Genomic DNA, 23,634 nt, shown 5'->3' with positions numbered 1-23,634 from the left:
TAGCAACGTAAAGGTCGGTAGCAACGTAAAGATCGACAGGTGAACAGTGTTCACCGACAGTAGTAAAGCGCGGGCTCCTGGTGATTGATAACCCAGGTGTCCGCGCTTCTTGTTGAAAGCGCTGATTGTCAGCGCTGACCATTAGGCAGGGCAAGCTTATGCGTGATGACAAACAACCTTCGGCGGCCTCTGAACAAGACCTGGAGGATATGGTCGCTTCTAGCGATTCAGGGGCAAGAAAGCCGGTAGGGGTGCCGGGTACATTGTTGGTAAGCATTGCAGCGATCTGGTCGCTGTTTCAGCTTTGGATAGCTTCACCGCTCCCGTATTTATTTCGCTTTGGTGTTTTTAGTGCGACCGAGGCGCGCTCCATTCATTTAGCGTTTGCGCTATTTCTCGCGTTTATGGCCTACCCTGCGCTTAAGCGTTCTCCTAGAGACCGTATTCCACTGCAGGACTGGGCGTTCGCCGCCGTGGCGACTTTTTGCGGTGCTTATCTGTTCCTATTTTACTCCGATTTAGCACAGCGTCCGGGTCGCCCAATCACCCAAGACATCGTGATTGGAGTGGTCGGCATTATTATGCTGCTGGAGGCGACCCGACGTGCCCTCGGGCCACCGTTAATGGTAGTGGCTGCTGTTTTTATTGCTTACTCGCTGTTTGGCCCTTATATGCCGGGCATTTTAGCCCACCGCGGGGTGAGTTTAGGCGGCCTGATTAATCACCAGTGGCTAGGTACTCAAGGGGTGTTTGGTATTGCGCTGGGCGTCTCGACAAGTTTTGTTTTCCTATTTGTGTTGTTTGGTGCGCTGCTCGATAAAGCAGGGGCAGGTAACTATTTTATTAAAGTTGCCTTCTCTATGTTGGGGCACTTTAAAGGTGGTCCGGCCAAGGCTGCTGTCGTTGCATCTGGGCTAACCGGTTTGATCTCAGGGTCGTCGATTGCCAATACGGTAACCACGGGTACTTTTACGATCCCGATGATGAAACGCGTTGGCTTTAGTGCAGAAAAAGCCGGGGCTGTTGAAGTGGCTTCTTCTGTTAATGGTCAAATTATGCCGCCCGTCATGGGCGCGGCAGCGTTTTTGATGGTGGAGTACGTTGGCATTTCCTATGTGGAAGTCATCAAACACGCATTTTTACCTGCCATTATTTCTTATATTGCGCTGATCTATATTGTTCACCTTGAAGCGTTAAAAGCGGACATGAAAGGGTTGCCTTCGAGTAACCCAGCGCGGCCTCTGCTGAATAAGATCCTTGGTTTCTTGACCGGGTTGATTTTGTTGATGGCCCTCTCGTTTGCCGTTTATTACGGGCTTGGTTGGCTTAAACCAGTATTGGGTGATGCGACCCCATGGGTCGTCTCGATAGGCTTGACCGTGGTGTATATAGGCTTGCTAAAAGTTAGCTCCAACTACCCCGAACTTGAACTGGATGACCCTAAATCAGCAGTGTTAATCCTGCCCCAAACACGCCCCACGGTAATGGTCGGCCTGCACTACATTCTGCCGGTGATTGTATTGGTATGGTGTTTGATGGTGGAGCGCATGTCGCCAGGGCTGTCGGCATTTTGGGCGACCATGTTTATGATCTTTATCATGGTGACTCAGCGTCCGGTTATCGCGTTCTTCCGTGGTCATAGCAAGTTCGCCGCTGACGTCAAAGAGGGTTTTAAGGACCTATGGGATGGCCTTGTTGCCGGTGCCCGTAACATGATCGGTATCGGTATCGCTACAGCCGCCGCGGGTATCATTGTGGGTGCTGTATCACAAACTGGGGTGGGCTTGGTGCTGGCGGATGTAGTGGAGATTCTCTCGGGTGGCAACCTGATGATGATTTTGCTGCTAACTGCGCTACTCAGTCTGATTTTGGGCATGGGCTTGCCGACCACTGCGAACTACATCGTAGTATCTGCACTAATGGCGCCAGTGATTGTGGTACTAGGCCAGCAAAACGGGCTGATTGTCCCGCTAATAGCGGTGCATTTGTTTGTATTCTACTTCGGGATTATGGCGGACGTGACGCCGCCCGTGGGGCTGGCCTCGTTTGCTGCAGCGGCGGTCTCTGGGGGTGATCCGTTACGTACCGGCTTCCAGGCATTCTATTACAGCCTGCGCACAGCAGCCCTACCGTTCCTGTTTATCTTTAATACCGACCTGTTGTTGATTAATGTCACGGTAATGCAGGGGATAGTGGTGTTTATTGTAGCAACGGTGGCGATGCTGATATTCGCGGCGGGTACCCAAGGCTTTATGCTTGTACGTAGCCGTTGGTATGAGTCGCTGCTGCTATTGCTGGTGGCATTTGCGCTATTCCGCCCAGGTTTCTGGATGGATCGGATCCATGATCCCTATGAGTCAGTGCCTCCCGCACAGTTTGCTGAAGCTCTCGGAAGCGTTGAGGATGGCAGTAACCTGCGGGTGAGGATTGCAGGCGAGAATGATTACGGCGACCCAATGACGACCTACATTCTGGTTCCGGTACCGCGTGGCGATACGGCTGAAGAGCGTATGGAAGCGTTGGGTATGGAGCTGTGGGTCGATGGCGATGAAGCTACCGTGGATTTTGTTGAGTTTGGTAGCCAAGCCGCAGATTTGGGCTTTGACTTTGATCAAGAGATTCTTGAAGTGCTTGCGCCAGTAGATCGCTGGACCAAGGAGTGGATATGGATACCTGCATTTTTAGTGTTTGCGTTTGTGGTACTGATGCAGCGTCGTCGGCGTAACAATCTTCCTTCTGATGGGGCAGCGGTAACGTCTGCTTAAAGGTGGTCACGATGTACCAGAAGATTCTACTGCCTATAGATTTAAATGAAGAGGCTTCGTGGGTGAAGGCGCTGCCAACCGCGATCACCTTATGTGAAACCTTTGGAGCGTCACTTCATATTGTGACGGTACTACCGGAATTTAAGATGCCCATGGTGGGCGCTTATTTTCCCAAAGACTTCTCCAAAAAGGCGCATGAGGTGATTAAGGAGGCGCAGCGTGAATTTATTAAAACGCATGTGCCTGAAAACATAAAAACGCAGAGTGTCATAGTGGATGGTTCGCCGTGGGAGGCAATTATTAAGGTCGGTAAAAAGCTCAATGTCGATCTGATCGTGATGGCGTCCCACACGAAGCGTAAGTTTGTTGATTACGTACTTGGTCCTAACGCTGAGCACGTTGTGCATCATGCCAAGGTATCAGTGATGATCGTGCGCTAAAAGTACTGTTGTTGCCTATTATTGGTGCAGTTAGCAACGCAAACTCCGGATTAACAACCCGGAGTTTTTTTATTTTTAGGTATATCGTTAATTGCTAACCCAACAATTTAATTGGTGCTTTCGCCCCCCGTGGAGGAATTTTTGTACGCATAACCTATCGATGAGCGCCTCGCGACATCAGGTCGGCTACATTAATAGAGTATTAAGTCATTAAGTTGGCATTAATACCTTCAATCTGAATTGAAAAAGTAGGTTGATGCTTTGAGGTAAATCCTGAATTGAGTATTTATCAGGATCTCTATTAGGAACAACAGGAGTAACGCCATGAATGCGGCTACTACAAAAACAAATGACCATTCAAATGCGCCCAGTGTGAAAATTACCATTAATAAGGTGGGCTTTGAACGGCCAAGGGCATGGTTAGCTGCGGGCGTAGAGGACTTTCGTCATGCAACGGCGGTAAGCCTCTCTTATGGCATGTTTTGGGTAGGTCTTAGTATTGCGATTACGGTGGGAGCATTTACGCTCGGTTATTGGTATTGGCTATTGCCAATGATTGCGGGCTTTATGTTTATTGGGCCCCTTGTTGCCGTGGGCTCTTACGGTATTAGTCGCGCTCTTGAGCGTGGGCGAGTGCCCAACTTAGGTGATGCTTTTGGGAGCTGGAAACCTCATGCGGGTCAGTTAGCGATGATGGGCGTGATGATGATGATTTTCTTCCTCGCCTGGATTCGATTAGCCACCCTGCTATTTGCGCTCTTTTTTGGCTTTGAAGTGCCAAGTCCTGCCACGCTCTACACCTCACTACTAACCACACCGGAAGGACTGGGGATGTTAGCTGTCGGTACGGTAGCGGGCGGTATTCTTGCCTTTGGCGCGTTTGCTATTAGCGTAGTGGCGATCCCTACCCTTATGGATCAAGACCTTACCTTTATGGAAGGTATTGAAGCCAGTGTGCGTTGCGTTGCGCGTAATTTCCGCGTCATGCTGCTATGGGCGGTCATCTTGACCGTGTGTGTGCTAGTGGGGGTAATGACCTTTTATATTGGCTTAGCGCTGATCCTTCCTGTGTTAGGACACGCCAGCTGGCATGCTTATGAAGACTTAGTGCGCTTTGAACCCTATGAAAAAAGCCAAGTCGTCACTTAATGTGAACGGTTAATAACGCGACGCTTACGAAAAAAACACTATTTGGCCTGACCTCATAAAGGAGATGGCGTAATCTCTAAGCTGTCTTCTTTTTTTACTCTTGAGCGTTTGGTTCAATGAGTAATCTTTTGTGAGGTGGTCACTGTGAAAGCATTGTTGATAGGGTGGGCCATGCTGACGCTTATCACTCCTCTAACGGGGCTAGCTGAGGCAAGCACACAAATGGTCATACCTAGCGGCCCAGTCATTCTCACCGTCACGGGAAATATTGAACGCACGAACGTGGCAGATGAGGTGCAGTTTGATCGCGTTATGCTCGAAGCCTTGCCACAACATGAGTTCGATACGGGAACGCCTTGGACTGAGGGCACTAGCCACTACAGAGGGCCATTAATGCGGGATCTGTTGGCAAGTCTGGGTAGTGACAGTGACACGGTGCATGTTGCTGCTCTTAATGGCTATGAGGCTGAAATACCGGTAAGCGATTTTTACGATTACGATGTTATTTTAGCCCTGGCAAAAGATGACGCCGCAATACCCATTCGGGAGTATGGCCCTTTATGGGTGCTTTATCCTTTTGACCAAGATGAAGCGATGCTAAGCGAGAAAATACGTTTTAGAGCGGTATGGCAGGTTATGCAGATTGATGTCCGATAGCGCTTCAACGACGCCAACATTCAGCTTATTGCGGTATCCACGCCGGTTTAAACTCGTTGCCATCATTGCCGTATTGTTATTCGCCGCTGCGTTAGTGGTAGCAACATTGGCGGCATGGCGGCAAGAAAATCTCACCCAAAGTTTACGCGAAGATACCGCCTGGGTCGTCTACAAATTAGACCGTGATGCGGTGCAGTTATTGAACCATTTGCTCGCAGCCTCCCGTGAAAAGATAGACCCCGCCAGGCATGACGAGCTAAATCTACGCTTTGAGTTGTTGTATAGCAGGATGACGCTGCTCAACGAAGGTGAAGTTAGCACTCTGTTACAAGAGATTCCTGCTGCGCGTGAGCTGCTGCTACAAATCCACCAGCATCTTGATGTGCTAGATCCTATGTTTGAGCCCTATGGCGTGCTTGAGCAGCTACCGGTCGCTGGTCTTGAAGTTGAACTACAGACGCTAGGTCGACTTACCGAAAGGCTCGTTATTGCCATCAATGGTTATTTGGCTGAGTCGGCAACTGAAGAGCGTGCCCAGCTTAGTCAGCTCTATAAACTGCTAATGTCACTGATTATCGGCATGAGTTTAGCGGCTTTGCTGGTGATTATATTTTTGGTGCGTGAAATGCGCGAAAGCGCAGCCATTAGGCGCCAGCAGGAGCAGCTTGGGCTGAAGCTTGAAGAGACCGCCGAGCAGGCCCAGGCGGCCAGCCAAGCAAAGTCGGACTTTTTGGCTATGGTGAGCCATGAAATCCGCACGCCATTGAACGGTGTTATTGGCATGAGCGAGCTGCTACGTGAATCGGTTAGCCTCACCCAGGTCGAGGACTATGCGCGCACCATTCACGACAGTGCCAATCAACTGTTAGCAATGATCAATGAGATTCTTGATTTCTCAAAAATTGAAGCAGGCCACCTAACCCTTGAAACCTCGCCCACTGCGTTAAAGCCATTGATTGATAGCGTGGTGGTGCTATTTGCGCCACGGGCGAAAATGAAGGGGCTATTACTCACGGTTAATATAGACCCTTTGGTTCCGGAGTGGGTATTGGTAGATGAAGGCCGCCTAAGGCAGATTCTGCTTAACCTGATTGCTAACGCGATCAAGTTCACTGCCCAGGGTGAAATTAATGTGCGAGTTTCTTCTACAGTGGAGGAGCTTATATTTGAAGTGAGTGATACTGGCTGCGGATTAAGCGAGCCACAGCAGGCGCGCCTGTTTGAGCCTTTTCAACAGGCTGATGAGTCAGTTTCCAGGCGTTTTGGAGGCACTGGTTTGGGGCTGGCGATTTGTAAGCGGCTATGCGACGCAATGCATGGTCAGCTAGGCGTACAGAGCCGTTTAGCTCATGGCAGCACCTTCTGGTGCAGGCTACCACTGGTGGAGGCGCACCCTGTGAGTGCCTCACTGCCGTTGGCTCCCAGTCTTGATTTTACGGGTACCTCACTGCTGCTAGTAGAAGACAACGCAGTCAATCGCAAAGTCGCTGTCGGTTTATTATCGCGCTTAGGTTGCTCTGTAGTGTGCGCTGAGAATGGTCATGAGGCGCTAGTTATGGCACAAACTCAGCAAGTGCATCTGATTTTTATGGATATCCAACTGCCGGATATTGATGGCATAACGGTCACCCAGCGCTTACGTGAGAAAGGGGGCTGGTTGGCCGGCGTTCCCATTGTCGCCATGACCGCAGGTGGCATAGAGGATGATCGCCAGCGCTGCCTGGCGGCCGGTATGACCGATTATATTACTAAACCACTGTCACTCGCGGCGTTAAGCAACGTGCTGGCATTGCAGCTATTTCCTTCTGGGGAAGATGGGCCGTTGCGGCTGTTATCGTCTGGCTCATCATTGCCAGGGGAAGCCTCTATGGTTAATACCGATACGCTCAATATGTTAAGAAACACGCTGGGGGAGGCGAGCCTGTCCCAGCTGCTTGTGCTTTATCATCAGCAAGTGAGTGATTACTTCGCACAGTTGTCGGCATGCTTATCATCCACCCCTTTGTCATATGATCACGTTATTCGCTTAGCTCACCAATTGCGTGGCGAATCTGTAAGCGTTGGAGCAGAGCAGCTTGCGGAGCAAGCGAAGCTACTGGAGAGCTTAGCCAAGGTTGAGCACTCTACATTAGCTCAGCTAAATGACGTATTCAGTTCGCTCAAACAAACGTCAGCACAAACCAATGCAGCACTTGAGAGATGGCGTAGTGATCACTTACCCGCTTGAACTCGGGGTGCTAACTGCAGCCAGCCAGCATGCTGATGCTTATCACGCTGCCGCTGAGTTAGCCCTCGCGCTGCGCCATGACGATTTGGGATTCGTGCTGTTTTTCTGTAGTGCGGAGTACGATTTAGCCGCACTGGCCGAGGCACTTGAAGAGCACTTTTTCCCAACGCCGCTCAGTGGATGTACCACTGCAGGTGAAATCACCCCGCTAGGTTATGATCGTGGCTCAATAGTAGCGATTGGATTTGATAGGCGTTTTTTCGCCATTGAAACCGCGCTGATTGATGATCTCGACCATTTCGAATTAGCCAAGGCGCAGCCGCTGGTAGATACGCTATTGGAGCGTTGTCGTCGACAGGCTCTTGCTCCTATCAACGAGCACAGCTTTGCGTTGACCCTGCTGGATGGTTTGTCCAGCCGTGAAGAGCAGGTACTCGCTACCCTAGATGCCGCGTTGGGGCGTATTCCCAGCTTTGGCGGCTCGGCAGGAGACGATAATCATTTAAGTCATACTCATGTGTATATTAACGGATGCTTTCATACCCGAGCCGCTGTGGTGGTGATGATCAATACTCGGCTACCGTTTGAGGTGTTTTCTACTCATCATTTGACCCCGTTGCACTATAAGTTGGTGGTGACCCAAGCGGATCGTGAACAGCGGCGGGTCATCGAACTCAATGGTATGCCTGCCGCTCAGGTGTATGCTGACTTGGTAGGCGTGACGCCGGAGCAGCTCAGTGCTGGCGTGTTTGCCCATCATCCATTGGCGGTACGTATCGGTGAGCAGCACTATGTACGCTCAATTCAGCGTGTAAATAGCGACCATAGTTTGAGTTTTTATTGCGCGGTAGAGAACGGTATTGTACTCACCGCTATGCAGTCAGCACCGTTGTTGAACAATCTTGAATCGATGCTTGCCGGAGTAAGCGCCCGTTTGGGATCCCCTGGCGTCATCATTGGCTGCGACTGTTTTTTACGCCGTATGGAGCTTGAAGCGCTGCAGCAGGTGGATCAAGCATCACAGCTGTTGCGACAGTCTAGCGTGGTGGGTTTTAACACTTACGGCGAGCAGCATCATGGTATGCATGTGAATCAAACGTTTACGGGGGTGGCGTTTGGATCTCTTCCAGTTATCGACAAATGCTGACACGGTCGACCCCATAGCGCTGCGCGAGGAAAATCGTCGCCTGCGAAAGGTGTGCCAAGCGCTAATAGAGCGGGTGGAAACCGGCGGTAGCGCCGATGGTGCCCCCTATGCAGCGTTCGAACGCTCGGTTCTGTTAGCTGAGCAGGTGCGAGAGCGCACCGAAGCGCTGCACCGCGCGTTAGATGAGTTAGGTCAGGTGAATACGCGCTTACTGGCGGCGAAAGCGGAAGCCGAAGCAGCCAATCTATCCAAAACGAAATTCTTGGCGGCGGTCAGCCATGATCTGTTGCAGCCGCTCAACGCCGCAAGACTGTTTGCCAGCGCTTTAGAAACCCACGCTCTCCCTGACTCCTCGCATATGCTAGTCGGCCATATAGGGCGCTCATTGAAAGATGTTGAGGGCTTAATTGGTACGCTAGTGGATATTTCACGCTTGGACGCAGGCGTGCTCAAACCTGATAAAGCCCCCTTTGCGGTGAGTACGTTGCTTGATGCGCTAGCCGAAGAGTATCGCCAAGTGGCAAGCGTACGCGGTTTGGTGATGCACTATGTACCCTCCAGCGTAGTCGTTGAGTCTGATTTAGCGCTGCTGGCGCGAGTGATCCGCAACTTCTTAAGTAACGCAGTGCGTTATACCGAGCATGGCAGGGTGTTGCTGGGCTGTCGGCGGCGCAAGGAAGGGTTGGAAATTATGGTCGGCGACACTGGCCCCGGTATTCCTGAGCAGCAGCGTAAAGCGATTTTTTTGGAGTTTCGTCGTGTTAACCAGCCAAGCAGCGCCCATAGCCGTGGCTTAGGGCTTGGGCTCGCCATCGTTGATCGTATCAGCACCATGCTCGAACAACCGATATCACTTGCCTCGCGGCCTGGTGTGGGCGCGCTGTTTTCTATCACCGTACCCTACGCGGCGCCAAGCGCGATGCCGGGCTTAACAGGCAAACGCTACCCACTAATGGTTGAAGAGGCGCCTGACCCGCTTCACGGCTGCGTGGTATGGGTGATTGATGATGACCTGGCAATTATAGAAGGTATGCAGGCGCTACTGAGTAGTTGGGGCTGCCGTGTTCGCGCGGCCGCCACAGTAAGCGCTTTAGAAGCCGCCAGTGACGGTGAACACCCGGCGGTATTGCTGGTGGATTATCACTTGGGCGAGCATCGTGAAACCGGTATTGATTTGGCGGCACGGCTGCAACGACGTTACCCGGGTTTGGCGGCAGTCGTGATCACGGCCAACCACGAGGCGGAAATTAAACGCGCGACTCGTGAAGCGGGCATGCACTGTTTGCTTAAACCGCTAAAGCCGCTGCGGCTGAGAATGCTACTCGGTAACCTGCTCAGTAAGTCCTAGCGTGCGCGATTAGCGCGATGGAAGCTTAAATCTTCTTCTCCTGCAATGACGATCGCATGAACCCGGCTGGTGGCGTTTAGCTTACGCAGAATAGCGGACACATGGGTTTTGACGGTGGTTTCTGCAATCAATAATTCCCGGGCAATATGCTTGTTGGACATGCCTTTCGCCATGCAGCCCAGTACCGTGAGCTGTTTATCGGTTAAACGCGCTAAGCGCTCGCTGGTCGACGTGGTGGCGGGTGGTGCTGAGGTGGTTCGAGGAACTGGACGACGCATAACATCGGGGGGTAGATAGAGCTGGCCTTCAAGCATCTGCGTCAGCGCGGCGACTAATGTTTCTCGAGGCGTAGATTTGGGAATATAGCCTACGGCACCCAAGGTAATGGCATCCAACACCAGTTGGCGCTCTTGATTAGCAGACACAATCGCCACCGGTAGCCAGGGAAATGCTTCCCTCAGTGTTGTTAGCCCTTCAAGCCCCTCTGCATCTGGCAAGCTTAAATCCAACAGCAGTAAATCTAATCCTTCATGCTGCTCAATAAGTTTTATCGCTTCGCCAAGGCTATCCGCTTCCAATAGCTGGCTGTCGGCCAGGCCACCGCTAATCACGGCTTGTAGCGCGTCGCGGAACAGCGGGTGATCATCTGCTACCAACAGGGAATACATGGCGTCTCCTACCAAGGGATGAGGGATACTCCTGCCATCGGGCTATATCGCCATTTGCTTTAGTGAATAACACTGTTATAGCACCTTCAATAATCATAATACGCAGGAGCATGACAATGATCTACGCCAACCCTGGTGACACCGGTTCTGTGGTGTCATTTGAAAAACGTTATGGCAATTACATCGGCGGCGAATTTGTGGCCCCGGTGAAAGGCCAGTACTTTGACAATATTAGCCCGGTCAATGGTCACGTTTTTTGTGAAATCCCTCGTTCTAGCGCAGAAGATATCGATAAAGCGCTCGATGCTGCCCATAAAGCGGCGCCTGCCTGGGGGAAAACGTCCGCTCAAGAGCGCAGCAATATTCTGCTGAAGATTGCCGATCGCATTGAGCAAAATCTTGAAGCCCTGGCCGTTGCCGAAACCTGGGATAACGGCAAAGCCGTGCGCGAAACCCTCAATGCTGATCTCCCGCTCGCCGTTGATCACTTCCGCTACTTTGCCGGCTGCATACGCTCGCAGGAAGGCACGGCGGCGGATATCGATGCCAACACGGTGTCCTACCATTTCCACGAGCCGCTGGGCGTAGTAGGCCAGATTATCCCCTGGAACTTCCCGATTCTAATGGCGGTTTGGAAGCTGGCACCTGCACTTGCGGCGGGTAACTGCGTGGTGCTCAAACCTGCCGAGCAAACGCCAGCATCGATTTTGAAAGTCGTCGAATTGATTGGCGACCTGCTTCCGCCGGGCGTGCTCAATATCGTCAACGGCTTTGGTGCCGAGGCAGGGCAAGCGTTGGCGAGCAGCAAGCGCATCGCCAAAATCGCCTTTACCGGCTCTACTCCCGTTGGCTCGCATATTCTGAAATGCGCGGCGGAAAATATTATTCCCTCCACCGTCGAGCTAGGCGGCAAGTCGCCCAATATCTACTTTGCCGATATTATGAACGCCGAACCGACCTTTATCGATAAAGCGGTAGAGGGTTTGGTATTGGCGTTCTTTAACCAGGGTGAAGTATGTACTTGTCCCTCGCGCGCGCTGATTCAAGAGAGCATGTACGACGAGTTCATGGCCAAGGTGATTGAGCGCACCAAAACCATCAAGCGTGGCAATCCGCTGGATACCGATGTGCAGGTGGGCGCGCAGGCGTCCCAAGAGCAGTTTGATAAGATCATGTCGTACATGGATATTGCTCGTGATGAAGGGGCTGAGTTCCTTACCGGTGGCAATAAAGAAACCATGGACGACAGCATCAACGATGGTTACTACATTCAGCCCACGCTGCTGAAAGGTAACAATCAGATGCGCGTTTTCCAGGAGGAAATCTTTGGCCCGGTGGTGGCAGTAACCACGTTCAAAGATGAAGAAGAAGCGCTGGCGATTGCCAACGACACCGAGTTCGGTCTGGGCGCTGGCGTGTGGAGCCGCGATATGAACGTCGCCTTCCGAATGGGTCGGGGCATTCAAGCCGGGCGCGTCTGGACCAATTGCTACCACCAATACCCCGCTCATGCGGCCTTCGGTGGTTACAAGAAATCCGGCGTTGGCCGCGAAACCCACAAAGTCGCCCTGGAACATTATCAGCAAACTAAAAACCTGCTGGTCAGCTACGACATCAACCCACTGGGCTTCTTCTAAGCTGCCAGGCTTTTCCCATTCTATGTAGCTAGCTACACCGCTCGGCATAAGCCGGGCGGTATTGTCAGTTCCCCTGACGCTGACGCTACCGATAAGAGCCGTTCTTAAACGGCCGTATCGAAAACCATTAGGAGTTGCATCATGGATAGCACAATGCGCGCGGCGGTTGTACGCGAATTTGGTCAGCCGTTGGCCATAGAAGAAGTCGACGTACCGCGCCCTAAGCAGGGCGAAGTACTGATGAAAGTGGCGGCCTCTGGGGTTTGCCATACCGATTTACACGCCGCACACGGCGATTGGCCGGTAAAACCCTCGCCGCCGTTTATTCCCGGCCATGAGGGCGTTGGGCATATCGTGGCGGTGGGGGAGGGCGTTTCCCATGTCAAAGAAGGCGATCGTATCGGTGTGCCGTGGCTATACTCGGCCTGCGGCTACTGCGAGCACTGCTTGGGCGGTTGGGAAACCCTGTGCGAATCCCAGCAAAACACCGGTTATAGCGTTAACGGTGGCTTTGCCGACTACACCTTGGCGGATGCAGGCTATGTAGGGCGCCTGCCTGATTCTGTCGATTTCGTCGAAATCGCCCCGGTGCTGTGTGCCGGCGTCACGGTTTATAAAGGCTTGAAAATGACCGATACCCGCCCCGGCCAATGGGTGGTAATTTCGGGCATTGGTGGCCTGGGCCATATGGCGGTGCAGTATGCCAAAGCCATGGGCCTAAACGTTGCTGCAGTGGATATTGACGACGGGAAGCTAGCCTTGGCCGAGCGACTAGGGGCTACGGTAACCGTTAACGCCATGAACACCGACCCGGCGGCCTATCTGAAGAAAACCATCGGCGGCGCTCACGGTGCATTGGTCACCGCAGTATCGCCTAAGGCGTTTGACCAGGCGCAAAACATGCTGCGTCGAGGCGGCACGCTGGTGCTTAATGGCCTACCTCCGGGCGACTTCCCGCTGCCGATCTTCAGCACGGTGCTCAACGGTATTACCATTCGCGGCTCCATCGTTGGCACGCGCCTCGACCTGCAGGAAGCGTTGGACTTCGCCGCTGAAGGCAAGGTCAAGGCAACGGTGGCGACCGATACGCTGGACAATATCAACGATGTCTTCCAGCGCATGATCGACGGCAAAATAGAGGGCCGTATCGTGCTTGATATGGCGAGTTGATAGCTGTTTAGTGGGTGCTATACAAGGGGGAGGCAGCTTCCCCCTTTTTAATGGCAAGCTTGCCATTCCCTATCTGCTACCCAGCATTCGCAGTAGCTCTACCACCCAGCCAGCGGCGTGCCATGCGCTCGGCATGGGAAAGGTTGCTGACGACCGCTAGTTTACTCGCTTCGCGTTTAATGCCCGCGCGCTTTATTTTCAGCGCCATACGTGGCGGCAGTCCAACAAATATAACACCAACGCCTTGCTCGCCAAGCTCCCGGCGCAATGTGTCCAGCGCCACCATGGCGGTGGTGTCCAGGCTGGGCACATCGCGCATATCCAAAACGACAACCCGAACGCCGTGATCGATCACCCGCAGCGTGGCAATGGCCTTTTCGGCCGCGCCAAAAAAAAGCGGGCCACTGATTTTGTAGAGCGCTACGTCAGCAGGGAAGTGCTGGTCAGAATTGGGTCGGTCTAAGCGCTGGGTATGGGTCACCTGGGCCATGCGGCGAATAAATAGCGCCGCCGCAAGGCCAATACCGACGGCAACGGCAATCACCATGTCGAAAATCACCGTTAGGGCAAAGCAGATCACCAACACTGAGACATCGCTGGCAGGGGCACTTTTTAGTGTATGCACAAAGTGGCGCGCCTCGCTCATGTTCCAGGCAATAATAAATAGCAGTGCTGCCAGTGCCGCCATGGGGACAAACCCCAGCACACCCGCCAGGGCCACCACGGCAAGTAGCACCACGATTGCATGCACCACTGCAGCAACAGGTGAAAAGGCCCCGCTTTTGATATTGGTCGCAGTGCGCGCCAAGGCTGCTGTTGCGGTAATGCCGCCAAAGAAAGGCACCACCAGGTTACCCAGCCCCTGGCCAATTAGCTCGGCGTTAGGATCATGGCGGGTGCGAGTTAAACCATCTGCCACCACGGCACACAGCAGCGATTCAATCGCTGCCAGCAAGGCGATTGCCAATGCCGGGCCAAGCAGTGCTTGTATCAGCGCAAAGTTAATCTCAAGCGGGGTGCCATCCGCGCCAGGGAAATGCCACGGAGCGGTAAAGCCAGGTGCAAAAGGGGGGATGCCGCTGCCGCTTTGTCCATCAAACTCCCAGCTAAAGCGTGAGGCGATGGTATCGACTTCAACGCCACTCATCAGCAGTAGCGCTGCAGCCAGGGTGCCCACCGCCAAACCCACCAGAGGGGCAGGAATTGGCGTATTCAAGCGGGGCCAGATCAGCAGCGCTGCCAAAGTGACAAGCCCTACACTAATCTCCGCCGGTGACAGGCTGGGCAGCGCCTGGCCAATCAGTAGTAGGTTATGCGGCGTGCTATCGCCTAGTTCGACCCCCGCTAAGCCGAGAAAATCAGGTAACTGCAATAGCGCAATGACGACACCAATGCCAGCGGTAAAACCGAGAATCACCGGATAAGGTACGTACTGAATCAGGCTGCCGAGTCTTGATAGCCCTAGTGCCACCAAAATGGCGCCTGCCATAAAGGTCGCAATTAGCAGCCCGCCCAGGCCGTGGTTGCCCACAATGGGGAATAGAATGACCACAAAGGCGGCGGTAGGGCCGGAGATATTGAATCGTGAACCGCCGGTTAAGGCGATCACCGCGCCCGCTACGATGGCAGTATAAAGCCCATGTTGAGGTGGCACGCCGGTTGCGATGGCCAGCGCCATGGAAAGCGGTACCGCCACCACGCCAATCGTCAGCCCCGCCATCACATCCCGCTTGAGTTTGGCCAGCGTATAGCCTTCACGCCAAGCGCTGAGCAAAGCGCTGCCAGGCACCGGGAACACGTAACCCGAGGGACGATGAGCACGGGACATGTTATTAGCCTCCTAAGCACCTTTGAGAACAAGCCATCAAGGTACGCTTGCGTTAAAAGTTGCACAACTGGGCGTTAGTCGTGGCCAAGTGTGGAGCGGCCGGTATGCCGATGAACATGCAGACAAAAAACGCCCGGAAACCGGGCGTTGGAGCTATCGCTGACGTTTTTAAGCGTTCATTCGCTATCGCCACTTTCGCCATGCTGGCCGCGTTTGCCATGTTTACCACGATACTCATCATGGGCTTCGCGCATGGCAGTGCGCAGTGCTTCCTGCTCTTCTTCAGAAAGGATTTCAGCAACGCGCTCTTTATGCTCATCGCGCAGCGCGTGCACCGCTTCACGATGTTCCGCGTGTGCTGCGTTAAGCTCAGCCTGTTTCTCTGCTGAAATATCTGCACGCTCGTACACTTCCTGGCGACGCTCTTCCATGCGCTCTTCCATGCGCTCTTCCATGCGCTCTTCCATGCGTTCGCGATCAGGGCCTTGGCCTTCATGGTCACCGTGGCTATGTGCTTGAGCGGTAAACGCTAATGGAGCAATGGCGATAGCCAGCAGGGTGGGGGCAAACAGTTGGCGAATTGACATTTTCCGAGTGTTTGAAACGTTCATAAATTCTCTCCTGGTGAGTTGACGATGTCAGTATCGCTAGGTGCAGTGCAAACCGTTTGCACAGAGTGTGCAACAATCGTGACCTTATTAGGGCTGAGCGGGTCGTAACGGATAGGTGAGGGGTCACCTATGTTTAAGGAGAAAGACAATGTCGCGAGTGAAGTTGAGCAATGAGAGGCAACCGCATGGCGCCCTTTCCACCCTGCGCCGTGTAGCTGGCCTGGGCACCCTCACGCTATTGCTGAGCGGCTGCGGCGCTACTCACAGTGTTAGTCAAGGCGACCCCGCCATTGAAAGTAGTGGTTTGCATGAACCTCGGCCTTTTACGCGCTTAGCGCCAAAAATCTATACGCCTGACGAGTGGCCTCAAGCTCTGGAAGCTGACGTTTATCTACCTGAAAATGATCCAACCGATACGCTGCGCCCCGCCGCATTAGTGGTTCACGGCGGTGGTTGGCGAAATCGCACGCCGGAAGATATGCAAGGCATTGCCGAACAGTTAGCAGGGCAAGGCTACGTCGCGGTTAATATTGAACACCGTTTTGCACCAGAGTACCGCTTCCCTAACCAACTGTATGATTTGCAGCAAGCCATGGCGTGGATTCATGCCAATGCCGACGACTGGCAGGTGGATACCAACCGCATAGTGGGGGTTGGTTTTTCCTCTGGCGCGCATTTAGTAAGTTTGTTGGCATTGGCCGGTGTAGAAGGGCCGTTGGCCGAACCCTACGGTGGTGAGCAGAGCCGTTTGGCCGCGGTACTGGCGGGGGGGCTACCGAGTGATTTGCTTAAATTCGACGATGGCCGCCTAGTGGTCGATTTTATCGGCGGCACCCGTGCTGAAGAGCGCTCAGCGTATCACCTGGCGTCACCCGCCCAGCATATAACCCCCCAGGCACCGCCCTTTTTCCTATTTCACGGTAAGTGGGATCGGTTAGTGCCCGTGGATCATGCAACGGACTTCTATCAAGCCCTCCAGGACAACAATATTGAGAGCGAGCTTTATCTACAAAACTACCGAGGCCACTTTGCCAGCTTTCTACTACGCGGCAGCGCCATTAATGCGGGCATCGCATTTCTTAATCGACAGGTATTTAGCGAGGATTAGACGTTAGGTGTTTTCTTGCTTTATGCAAGGTGGGTGACAGTTTTGTGGGGTATAGGTGAGGCCGGCGGCAAGAACCCCGCCGAAGCGGGGCCCTTATTGGTTACGAGAAGCGCGAAGAGAATCAGCCGCTGCTGCGCTGGCCTTTCAGGCCAAGCACTGCGGCCGCGATGCCGATGATCACCATCACGACGACGACCCATAGCGGGCTGTAGAAGGTGGTGTAGACCTGCCATCCCATCAGGCCGAGCACCTGGGAAAAGGCGGTGGTGGAACCCGCCAGATGGCCGCCCAGGGTGCCAGCAGCCGAGAACATCAGGCCACCGGTCAGCGCTAGGATCACCAGCGCCCAGCGGCGGTTGCCCTGGAAGGCGGCATCGCCGGCTTTCCAGGCCAGCACGGTGAGCATGGTGTAGATGCCTAGCGACCAGAAGGCCATCAGGATATGGTTGCGCGCCAAGGGGCTTGCCAGGTTGGCTTCCATCGGCCAGACCAGGAAGCCGCTGACGATAGCCGCCAAAGCCCCAAGCAGGCTGAGCACCAGTACGGGCAGCAGGGCGGCGCGGCTGATTTCGGCCAGCCGCCCAGTCATAAAGACACCGGCGAGGATCATCAGGGTAGAAAGGGCCCAGAAGCCCACCGGGAAGTGGGAGAGCATGGCATGAGTGCCGTTCATGAGCGGTCTCCTTGACGAGTGGAGCGGAAGCTAGGTAGCAGGGCGAGAGTGGTGCCGAGCATGGCGATCAAGCCGGCGATCAGTGTCATCAACCAGCGCGAGGTGATGGCGTCGTTGAATTCCATCTCCACCCCGTAGAGGGCGAGTTGCTTCTCGCTGTGGCGGGGGCGCACTGGCTTACCCTCGGCGATATCCTCGGCACCCGCATGGGCGCGGCTGACCAGCAGCGGCCAGTCGACTTGGCCGGGGTAGAAGAGGGTCATATCGAACCAGTCATTCGACCAGTCTGGTGAGTCCCCGTCGAACGCCATGGCCTGAAAGTCCGCCTCGCGTCCCAGGCCTACCGTGTAGGGGTGCGATACGTAGTGCCAGCGGCTCCCGGTGGCGTTGCGATAGACGCCGATGCCGATGTCGTACACGCCCTGTTCGCGGAACGCCTTGTCGTCCAGCGGGCTGCGGGTATCCATGTCGCGGATCAGGGTCACGTCCCAGTAGCCATCTTCCCAGCGGGCAGGGCCTTCGTGCACCCTTATATCGCCGCGGGAACCGGCCGGCTCACGCAGCAGGCGCCGTGGGATGACATCACCGTTCTGCCAGTCGTGGTCGGGGTCGAAATCGGTGCGGTTGTCCTCGGAGAGGTAGTAGATGCCGTCGAAATCAACGCCCCCTGAGGTCACATCTTCCCAGCGCAGCGCGCGCTGGCCGGTCTGGTCTGGGTCGAGCATCCAGCGCGGCTGGCTATTGTCGCCGTCCCAGTTGGTGGTGAACGGGCCGCTGCCGGCATCGCCGTGGCGATAGTCGCCGACCCACTGGTCATCGGAGGCGCCAATGGCATTGGAGCGACCGGCACGCCAGTGCCAGAGATCCAGAAAATAGCCGGCCTCCCGTTGAGCTTGTAGCACGTCAGCATCGACTACGCTGCGCCAGTCATTCTGGTCGCTTCGCGTGGCGGGCAGGTACTTGCGAACATCGCTCTCACCGAGGGTTTCACCAAGGTGTGGATGCGCCCGTACATCAGCCGGTGAAGCGGAGTTGGAGAAGAAGCGCATCTGGTCGCCGACGGTAATATAGCCGCCATAGCGGCTGAACTGAGGGACGCCGCCATCGTCCACCAGCATGGCTACTCGATCCTCGTAGGTACCATCTGGATCAGGCCCTGGCACCGAGCGGCCGTGGCGAATCCACTCGCCGTCCTCGTAGCGCAGCATGTCGTGATAGACATGGGGCTGAGATGCAGGCCAGCGATAGCGGAAGAAGATCTGTTCGCCGTTGTAGGCGGCCTGCACCTGCAGCGGCATGGTCAGCTCATCGGGAATCCAGATATTGCGTTCGAGATCGTTCTCGATCACCCCGGTGCCTTGGGTCACCCAGGCCAGCCCGAGGGCGATCGGCACCCCGAGAACCAGCCAAGGGGAGGCACCCTTGTCTTGATCTTTTCTTGTCATGAGAACTCCTGAGCCTGGATGTAAGGAACCTTCGATAGAACCTTTAGTATTGCTTAGGCTATCATGAGTGATCTTGATCTATATCAAAAAACAAACGGTCATCCGCCTTAATGCTTGAAGTGGAATACTCTCGGTTGAGATCCTTGTTTCAATCAATTTTGATCATTAACCAGAGGATCTTTCGATAATGCGGCAAATCTACCGACTCGCGGTACTGAGGGCTACGCGCCCGAGCTTCCTGGTGTTGGCGCCGCTCTGCGTGCTGCTCGGCATTGCCCTGGCGGCCCGCCAGCCGGTGCCGCTCTCTCTCACCGAGGTGGTGCTGGTGCTGGTGGGGGGTCTGTTGGCTCATGCCGCGGTCAATCTGCTCAACGAGTATGACGATTTTCGCTCGGGGCTGGATCATCTCACTCAACGCACACCCTTTTCCGGCGGTAGCGGAGCCCTGCCTGCTGCTCCCGGGGCGGCTCCTGCAGTGCTGGCGGCGGGACTCGTCGCGTTGGCGGGAGTAACAATTATCGGCGTGGCTTTCTTGTGGTGGCGGGGCTGGCCTATGCTCGCGGTGGGCCTGCCTGGGCTGGCATTGGTCGTCGCCTACACGCGTTGGCTCACCCGCTCCCCCTGGGTCTGCCTTATGGCACCGGGGTTGGGCTTCGGCCCGTTGATGGTGCTTGGCACCATGCTGGCACTTGGCGGTACACCGGATGCGACCTCGCTGTGGGTGTCCCTGGTCGTCGGGCTACTGGTGAGCGAGCTGCTGTTGCTCAACCAGCTGCCCGACCGTGACGCCGACCGCCGCGTAGGTCGCCGCCATTTGGTCATTCTGCTCGGGGCGCATCGTGCCGCTCGCCTGGTAGGTGTACTGTTGCTTGCGGCCTTTGCAGTGGTGGCGGTTGGCGCAATCGCACGCCAGAAGATATGCAAGGTATTGCCGAACAGCTAGCGGGACAGGGCTATGTTGCGGTCAATATTGAGCACCGCTTTGCGCCGAAGTACCGCTTTCCTAATCAACTGCACGATTTGCAGCAAGCTATGGCATGGATTCACACCGATGCCGATGAGTGGCAGGTCGATACAAATCGTATTGTGGGCGTGGGCTTTTCATCCGGTGCGCATTTAGTAAGTTTGCTGGCATTGGCCGGTGTGGAAGGCCCGCTGGCCGACCCTTACGGTGGCGAGCAAAGTCGTTTAGCCGCTGTGCTGGCTGGCGGGCTGCCCAGCGATCTACTTAAGTTCGACGATGGCCGACTGGTGGTCGACTTTATCGGCGGCACCCGTGCTGAAGAGAATGAAGTGTATCGACTAGCGTCACCCGCCCGGCATATAACCCCACAGGCACCGCCGTTTTTTCTATTCCACGGTAAGTGGGACCGATTAGTGCCCGTGGATCACGCCACAGACTTTTACCAAGCGCTTCAAGACAACAACATCGAGAGCGAGCTTTATCTGCAAAACTTCCGGGGCCACTTTGCCAGCTTTCTCCTTCGTGGCAGCGCTATTGAGGCAGGCATCGCATTTCTTAATCGACAGGTCTTGAGTGAGGACTAGACTTTAGTTGCGTTCTCGCACTATGCAAGGTTGGTGACAGTTTCGTGGGGTAGCGTCTTAGGCTTACAGGTGAAGACCTGTTTCAAAACGTAACAATCTTATAAAAAAGAGAGCCCGCTATGCCTAACAGTCACACTACTTCTTTATCGCTCAACTTTAAATCCTTGTTAGCAGGGGCTACAGCCGTTGTTGCCTCACTCGCTATCGCGCTGCCTGCTGCGGCTGAAGACTATCCCACACGGCCGCTTAATATGGTGGTGGGGTTTGGCACTGGTGGGAGCGCAGATCGCTTGGCTCGCATTATGTCAGGGCCTATCTCTGAAGAGATAGGTGTGCCTATTCAGGTAACGAATCGTCCAGGCGCTGGAACGCAGGTAGCTTCGAACTACGTTCTGAATGTTCCTGATGACGGTTACAACGTATATGCCTCCACGTTTGCTCCTTACTTAACCAACTCGATACTTACTGGCGGTGCCGATTTTAGCGTCGATGATTTCTCCTACATCAACTTTCAGTGGTTCGACCTAGACATTATCGCGGCGAATAAAGACAGCGGTTATGAAGATTTGCCTAGCCTCATGGAAGCCATTCGTGAAGAGAGAGGGCAGGTGCGTGGCGCGGTAGTGCAAGGGTCTGCTGGTCACTTGATGGTGCGCTTACTGCTTGATCAGGCGGGTATCCCTCAGGAGAACCTGAATTTGGTGACCTATAACAGCGGTGGCGAAGCACGTTCCGCTGTGGCGGGTGGTCAGGTGGATTTTGTCTCTATCAGTGCCCAGGGTAGTGAGGGTATCCGCGAATTTCTAACGCCGCTGGCGATTGTGAACGATGAGCGCATTGAGCAGTGGGATGCGCCCCCAATCAATGAAGCGTTAGCACCGATGGATCTTGAAGTGCCGGTACTGCAGGGTTCCATGCGTGGTTTTGCGGTCACCAGTGAAATGGAGCGCCAACATCCTGAGCGTTTTGAAAAACTCTCTTCAGCAATCCAAAGCGCCCTCGCTCGTAAGGATGTTCAAGAGCAATTGGAGCGCAACGAAATGGGGGGTGTTTGGGTAGGCCCAGAACGCTCCAATGAGTTGATGCGCGAAAACTACCAAGTATTCGAGCAGTACGCTCACCTGCTTAACTGAGTTCCCCGTATTAATCGTAATTAACTAATCCTTCCATGATAGCTGGCCCTTCACCTTAATGAAGGGGCAGCATGGGGTTTTACCATGTCTGAATATAAACGTGACTATGGGGATTTCATCGTTCTCATGGGGCTGGCTAGTTTTACGCTTTGGTATTTATTAGACGCTATTAGCGTATCCGCTAGCCCGCAAAACCTGCTGCTGATACTGCCACTTGCGGTCATTGTGTTGGCGATTATTGCACTTGAATTAATCCTGCGCATAAAACATGGCTCGCTGTTCCGCTCTACTGAAGAAGAGCCGCTGCATAAAACATTACCCGTGGTGGGCTTATTTGCCGCCTACGTGTTGTCGCTTGAAGTCCTGGGCTTTGATATTGCCACTGTGGTTTTTTTGGCGCTGTTTTTGATCCTCAAAGGTGAGCGTAATTGGTTGCTACTGGGTGGCTATAGTGTCGCTTTTGGACTTAGCGTCGCGTTCTTTTTCTCACAGATGCTGCCGTACCCCATGACACTGCTGCTGCTACCCAGCTAAGGAGAAACCATGATTGATTTTGGCGCGGTAGGGCAGAGTATGGATCTGCTTTTTTCCAGTTTTGGCCCTTGGCTAGTGGTGGTTCCGGGGATCATATTAGGGCTGATTTTTGGCGCTACGCCAGGGCTACAAATTTCCATGGCTATGGCTATTTTTCTGCCAATGACCATGTATATGGATTTTATCCAAGCCATGCTGTTTTTGACGGCTATTTTTACGGGCGGCTCATTTGGCGCCGGTATTCCCGCCATTTTGATGAATATACCGGGTACCTCTTCGGCGATTGCCACCGCATTTGATGGTTATCCTATGGCACGCAAGGGGCAGCATAATCAGGCGTTAGGCGTTGCATTAGCATCATCGGTGATTGGCGCACTGATGGGCTACATTGTGCTGTTCTTTATGATTCAGCCACTCTCCTACATGGTGCTAAGACTAGGCCCGGCCGAGATGTTTGTGGTTATTCTCTGGGGGATGACGCTTATCGCTAGCCTAAAAGGCGAGCAGGTGCTTAAAGGCTTAGTGGCCGGGTTTATCGGGCTGTTAGTCGGCACGATTGGATTCAGCGAAATTGGCTTGGCACGCGGCACGATGGGGCAAACTTATCTATTGGATGGGGTGCCCGTTATTCCTGCCATGATGGGTATGTTTGCAGCCTCTGAACTTTTTAAGCTAGCCAATAAAGGATTCATTGTTGAGTCTGCCGATGATCGTAAAGTAAAAATTGGCGAGATATTCGAAGGCTGCAAAATGGCAATGCGCTACCCCGTGGTAATGGTTCGCGGTGGCTTAATCGGCGTGTTAGTCGGTGCCGTGCCTGGTGTGGGCTCTTCGGTTTCTAACCTGCTTTCCTATATTGAAACCAAGCGTCGTGATCGCGACCCTGATTCATTTGGTAAGGGTAACCCAAAGGGCGTGGTGGCATCTGAAGCGGCGAACAGCAGCTCCGAAGGGGGCTCGATGGCAACCTTGCTGGCGCTGGGCATACCCGGTGGGGGCGCCACAGCGGTGATGCTGGCGGCGTTTGCTATGCACAACATTACTGGCGGGCCGCAGTTTATACGTCAGCAGACCGATGTTGTGTACGCGATCATTTTTGCTAACTTTGCTCAGGTGTTTCTATTGGTGATCATCGGTTTACTGTTTATTCCGTTACTGGCCAATATCGTTAAAGTGCCGATGCGTTACCTGATTCCATCCGTATTAGTGCTTGCAGTGATGGGGTCCTTCGGGCTAACCGGCAATATGACTGGCCCTGCTACAGTGCTGGTGTTTGCTGTGATCGGTTGGATATTCCGTCACTACGGCTACTCAGTACCTGCTGCAGTCATCGGTATGCTATTGGGGTCGCTGGCTGAAAAATCCTTGCTTCACTCCTATCAAATCAGCGGTGGTGACATTACCTATGTGTTTGAGCGCCCAGTGACGCTAGGGATTTTCGCCCTGTTGCTAATCTCGTTGTTTAGTCAGCCACTAATGAAGAAGCTTAAAGCACGCCAAGAGGCTGCCCAATTATGATACCTATTTTAAATTATGATTAATAAGC

General features: G+C 54.0%; 19 protein-coding genes and 1 pseudogene. 15 read left to right on the top strand and 5 right to left on the bottom strand.

Translation table 11 applies throughout. The annotated features are described in order from the left end of the window. Positions 1-158 precede the first annotated feature (158 nt). From ACQKE4_RS04660 to ACQKE4_RS04630, 7 genes are all read left to right on the top strand, one after another. Complete coding sequence (locus ACQKE4_RS04660; protein WP_427387120.1) at positions 159-2,765, top strand: TRAP transporter permease; 2,607 nt, start codon at positions 159-161, stop codon at positions 2,763-2,765. Positions 2,766-2,776: 11 nt separating this feature from the next. Beyond that, positions 2,777-3,205, top strand: coding sequence for a universal stress protein (locus tag ACQKE4_RS04655; RefSeq protein ID WP_427387119.1), 429 nt, complete (start codon positions 2,777-2,779; stop codon positions 3,203-3,205). Between the two features lie 324 nt (positions 3,206-3,529). After that, complete coding sequence (locus ACQKE4_RS04650) at positions 3,530-4,354, top strand: DUF2189 domain-containing protein (protein WP_427387118.1); 825 nt, start codon at positions 3,530-3,532, stop codon at positions 4,352-4,354. A gap of 171 nt (positions 4,355-4,525) precedes the next feature. Beyond that, positions 4,526-5,011 (top strand): molybdopterin-dependent oxidoreductase, encoded by a 486-nt coding sequence (locus tag ACQKE4_RS04645; protein WP_427387117.1) that lies wholly within the window; start codon positions 4,526-4,528, stop codon positions 5,009-5,011. Continuing rightward, a complete protein-coding gene (locus ACQKE4_RS04640) occupies positions 5,001-7,238 on the top strand; it encodes an ATP-binding protein (protein ID WP_427387116.1) in 2,238 nt (745 codons plus the stop codon). The genes ACQKE4_RS04645 and ACQKE4_RS04640 overlap by 11 nt, the downstream gene beginning before the upstream one ends. Further along, complete coding sequence (gene nosP, locus ACQKE4_RS04635; protein ID WP_427387115.1) at positions 7,195-8,385, top strand: nitric oxide-sensing protein NosP; 1,191 nt, start codon at positions 7,195-7,197, stop codon at positions 8,383-8,385. The genes ACQKE4_RS04640 and nosP overlap by 44 nt, the downstream gene beginning before the upstream one ends. Continuing rightward, complete coding sequence (locus ACQKE4_RS04630; protein ID WP_427387114.1) at positions 8,354-9,733, top strand: hybrid sensor histidine kinase/response regulator; 1,380 nt, start codon at positions 8,354-8,356, stop codon at positions 9,731-9,733. Before nosP ends, ACQKE4_RS04630 begins: the two co-directional genes overlap by 32 nt. Here the strand turns inward: ACQKE4_RS04630 and ACQKE4_RS04625 are convergent. After that, positions 9,730-10,401, bottom strand: a complete 672-nt coding sequence (locus ACQKE4_RS04625) for a response regulator (RefSeq protein ID WP_427387113.1) — start codon at positions 10,399-10,401, stop codon at positions 9,730-9,732. The genes ACQKE4_RS04630 and ACQKE4_RS04625 overlap by 4 nt on opposite strands. A 116-nt stretch (positions 10,402-10,517) precedes the next feature. On the opposite strand from ACQKE4_RS04625, the gene exaC reads away from it, so the two are divergent. Beyond that, the gene (gene exaC / locus ACQKE4_RS04620; protein WP_427387112.1) at positions 10,518-12,038 is read left to right on the top strand and encodes an acetaldehyde dehydrogenase ExaC; all 1,521 of its coding nucleotides are present in this window, start codon (positions 10,518-10,520) and stop codon (positions 12,036-12,038) included. Positions 12,039-12,179: 141 nt separating this feature from the next. Next, the gene (gene adhP / locus ACQKE4_RS04615; RefSeq protein ID WP_427387111.1) at positions 12,180-13,208 is read left to right on the top strand and encodes an alcohol dehydrogenase AdhP; all 1,029 of its coding nucleotides are present in this window, start codon (positions 12,180-12,182) and stop codon (positions 13,206-13,208) included. Positions 13,209-13,284: 76 nt separating this feature from the next. Here adhP and dauA read toward each other — a convergent pair whose 3' ends face one another. Together dauA and ACQKE4_RS04605 are read right to left on the bottom strand one after the other, a co-directional pair. Next, positions 13,285-15,036: a C4-dicarboxylic acid transporter DauA gene (gene dauA, locus ACQKE4_RS04610; protein ID WP_427387110.1), complete on the bottom strand. Its 1,752-nt coding sequence runs from the start codon at positions 15,034-15,036 to the stop codon at positions 13,285-13,287. Between the two features lie 176 nt (positions 15,037-15,212). Next, the gene (locus tag ACQKE4_RS04605; RefSeq protein ID WP_427387109.1) at positions 15,213-15,647 is read right to left on the bottom strand and encodes a hypothetical protein; all 435 of its coding nucleotides are present in this window, start codon (positions 15,645-15,647) and stop codon (positions 15,213-15,215) included. Positions 15,648-15,795: 148 nt separating this feature from the next. Between ACQKE4_RS04605 and ACQKE4_RS04600 the strand changes: the two genes are divergently transcribed. After that, on the top strand, positions 15,796-16,755 hold the full coding sequence (locus ACQKE4_RS04600) for an alpha/beta hydrolase fold domain-containing protein (protein WP_427387108.1): 960 nt from the start codon (positions 15,796-15,798) through the stop codon (positions 16,753-16,755). A 121-nt stretch (positions 16,756-16,876) separates the two neighbouring features. Here the strand turns inward: ACQKE4_RS04600 and ACQKE4_RS04595 are convergent, their stop codons facing one another. Together ACQKE4_RS04595 and ACQKE4_RS04590 are read right to left on the bottom strand one after the other, a co-directional pair. Then, the gene (locus tag ACQKE4_RS04595) at positions 16,877-17,428 is read right to left on the bottom strand and encodes a heme ABC transporter permease (protein WP_081192588.1); all 552 of its coding nucleotides are present in this window, start codon (positions 17,426-17,428) and stop codon (positions 16,877-16,879) included. Continuing rightward, positions 17,425-18,873, bottom strand: a complete 1,449-nt coding sequence (locus ACQKE4_RS04590; RefSeq protein WP_427387107.1) for an ethylbenzene dehydrogenase-related protein — start codon at positions 18,871-18,873, stop codon at positions 17,425-17,427. The genes ACQKE4_RS04595 and ACQKE4_RS04590 overlap by 4 nt, the downstream gene beginning before the upstream one ends. A gap of 187 nt (positions 18,874-19,060) precedes the next feature. Between ACQKE4_RS04590 and ACQKE4_RS04585 the strand changes: the two genes are divergently transcribed. The 5 genes and pseudogenes from ACQKE4_RS04585 to ACQKE4_RS04565 all read left to right on the top strand — a co-directional run bounded on the left by ACQKE4_RS04585 (position 19,061) and on the right by ACQKE4_RS04565 (position 23,606). Then, complete coding sequence (locus tag ACQKE4_RS04585; RefSeq protein WP_081192584.1) at positions 19,061-19,816, top strand: prenyltransferase; 756 nt, start codon at positions 19,061-19,063, stop codon at positions 19,814-19,816. Then, positions 19,759-20,421: pseudogene (locus tag ACQKE4_RS04580) on the top strand (alpha/beta hydrolase fold domain-containing protein); the annotation flags it as partial. The gene ACQKE4_RS04585 and the pseudogene ACQKE4_RS04580, both read left to right, overlap by 58 nt. 119 nt (positions 20,422-20,540) lie before the next feature. Continuing rightward, complete coding sequence (locus tag ACQKE4_RS04575) at positions 20,541-21,554, top strand: Bug family tripartite tricarboxylate transporter substrate binding protein (protein ID WP_081192582.1); 1,014 nt, start codon at positions 20,541-20,543, stop codon at positions 21,552-21,554. 84 nt (positions 21,555-21,638) lie between these two features. Then, the gene (locus ACQKE4_RS04570; protein ID WP_081192580.1) at positions 21,639-22,088 is read left to right on the top strand and encodes a tripartite tricarboxylate transporter TctB family protein; all 450 of its coding nucleotides are present in this window, start codon (positions 21,639-21,641) and stop codon (positions 22,086-22,088) included. 9 nt (positions 22,089-22,097) lie between these two features. Continuing rightward, entirely contained in the window at positions 22,098-23,606 is a 1,509-nt protein-coding gene (locus ACQKE4_RS04565) for a tripartite tricarboxylate transporter permease (RefSeq protein ID WP_081192578.1), read from the top strand. Positions 23,607-23,634 lie beyond the last annotated feature (28 nt).

Origin of the sequence: Halomonas sp. NPDC076908 (genome assembly GCF_050269715.1) — a bacterium.
Classification (GTDB): Bacteria; Pseudomonadota; Gammaproteobacteria; order Pseudomonadales; family Halomonadaceae; genus Vreelandella.
The sequence above is the reverse complement of the archived record's forward strand: the minus strand, read 5'-3'. Positions and strand labels throughout refer to the sequence as shown.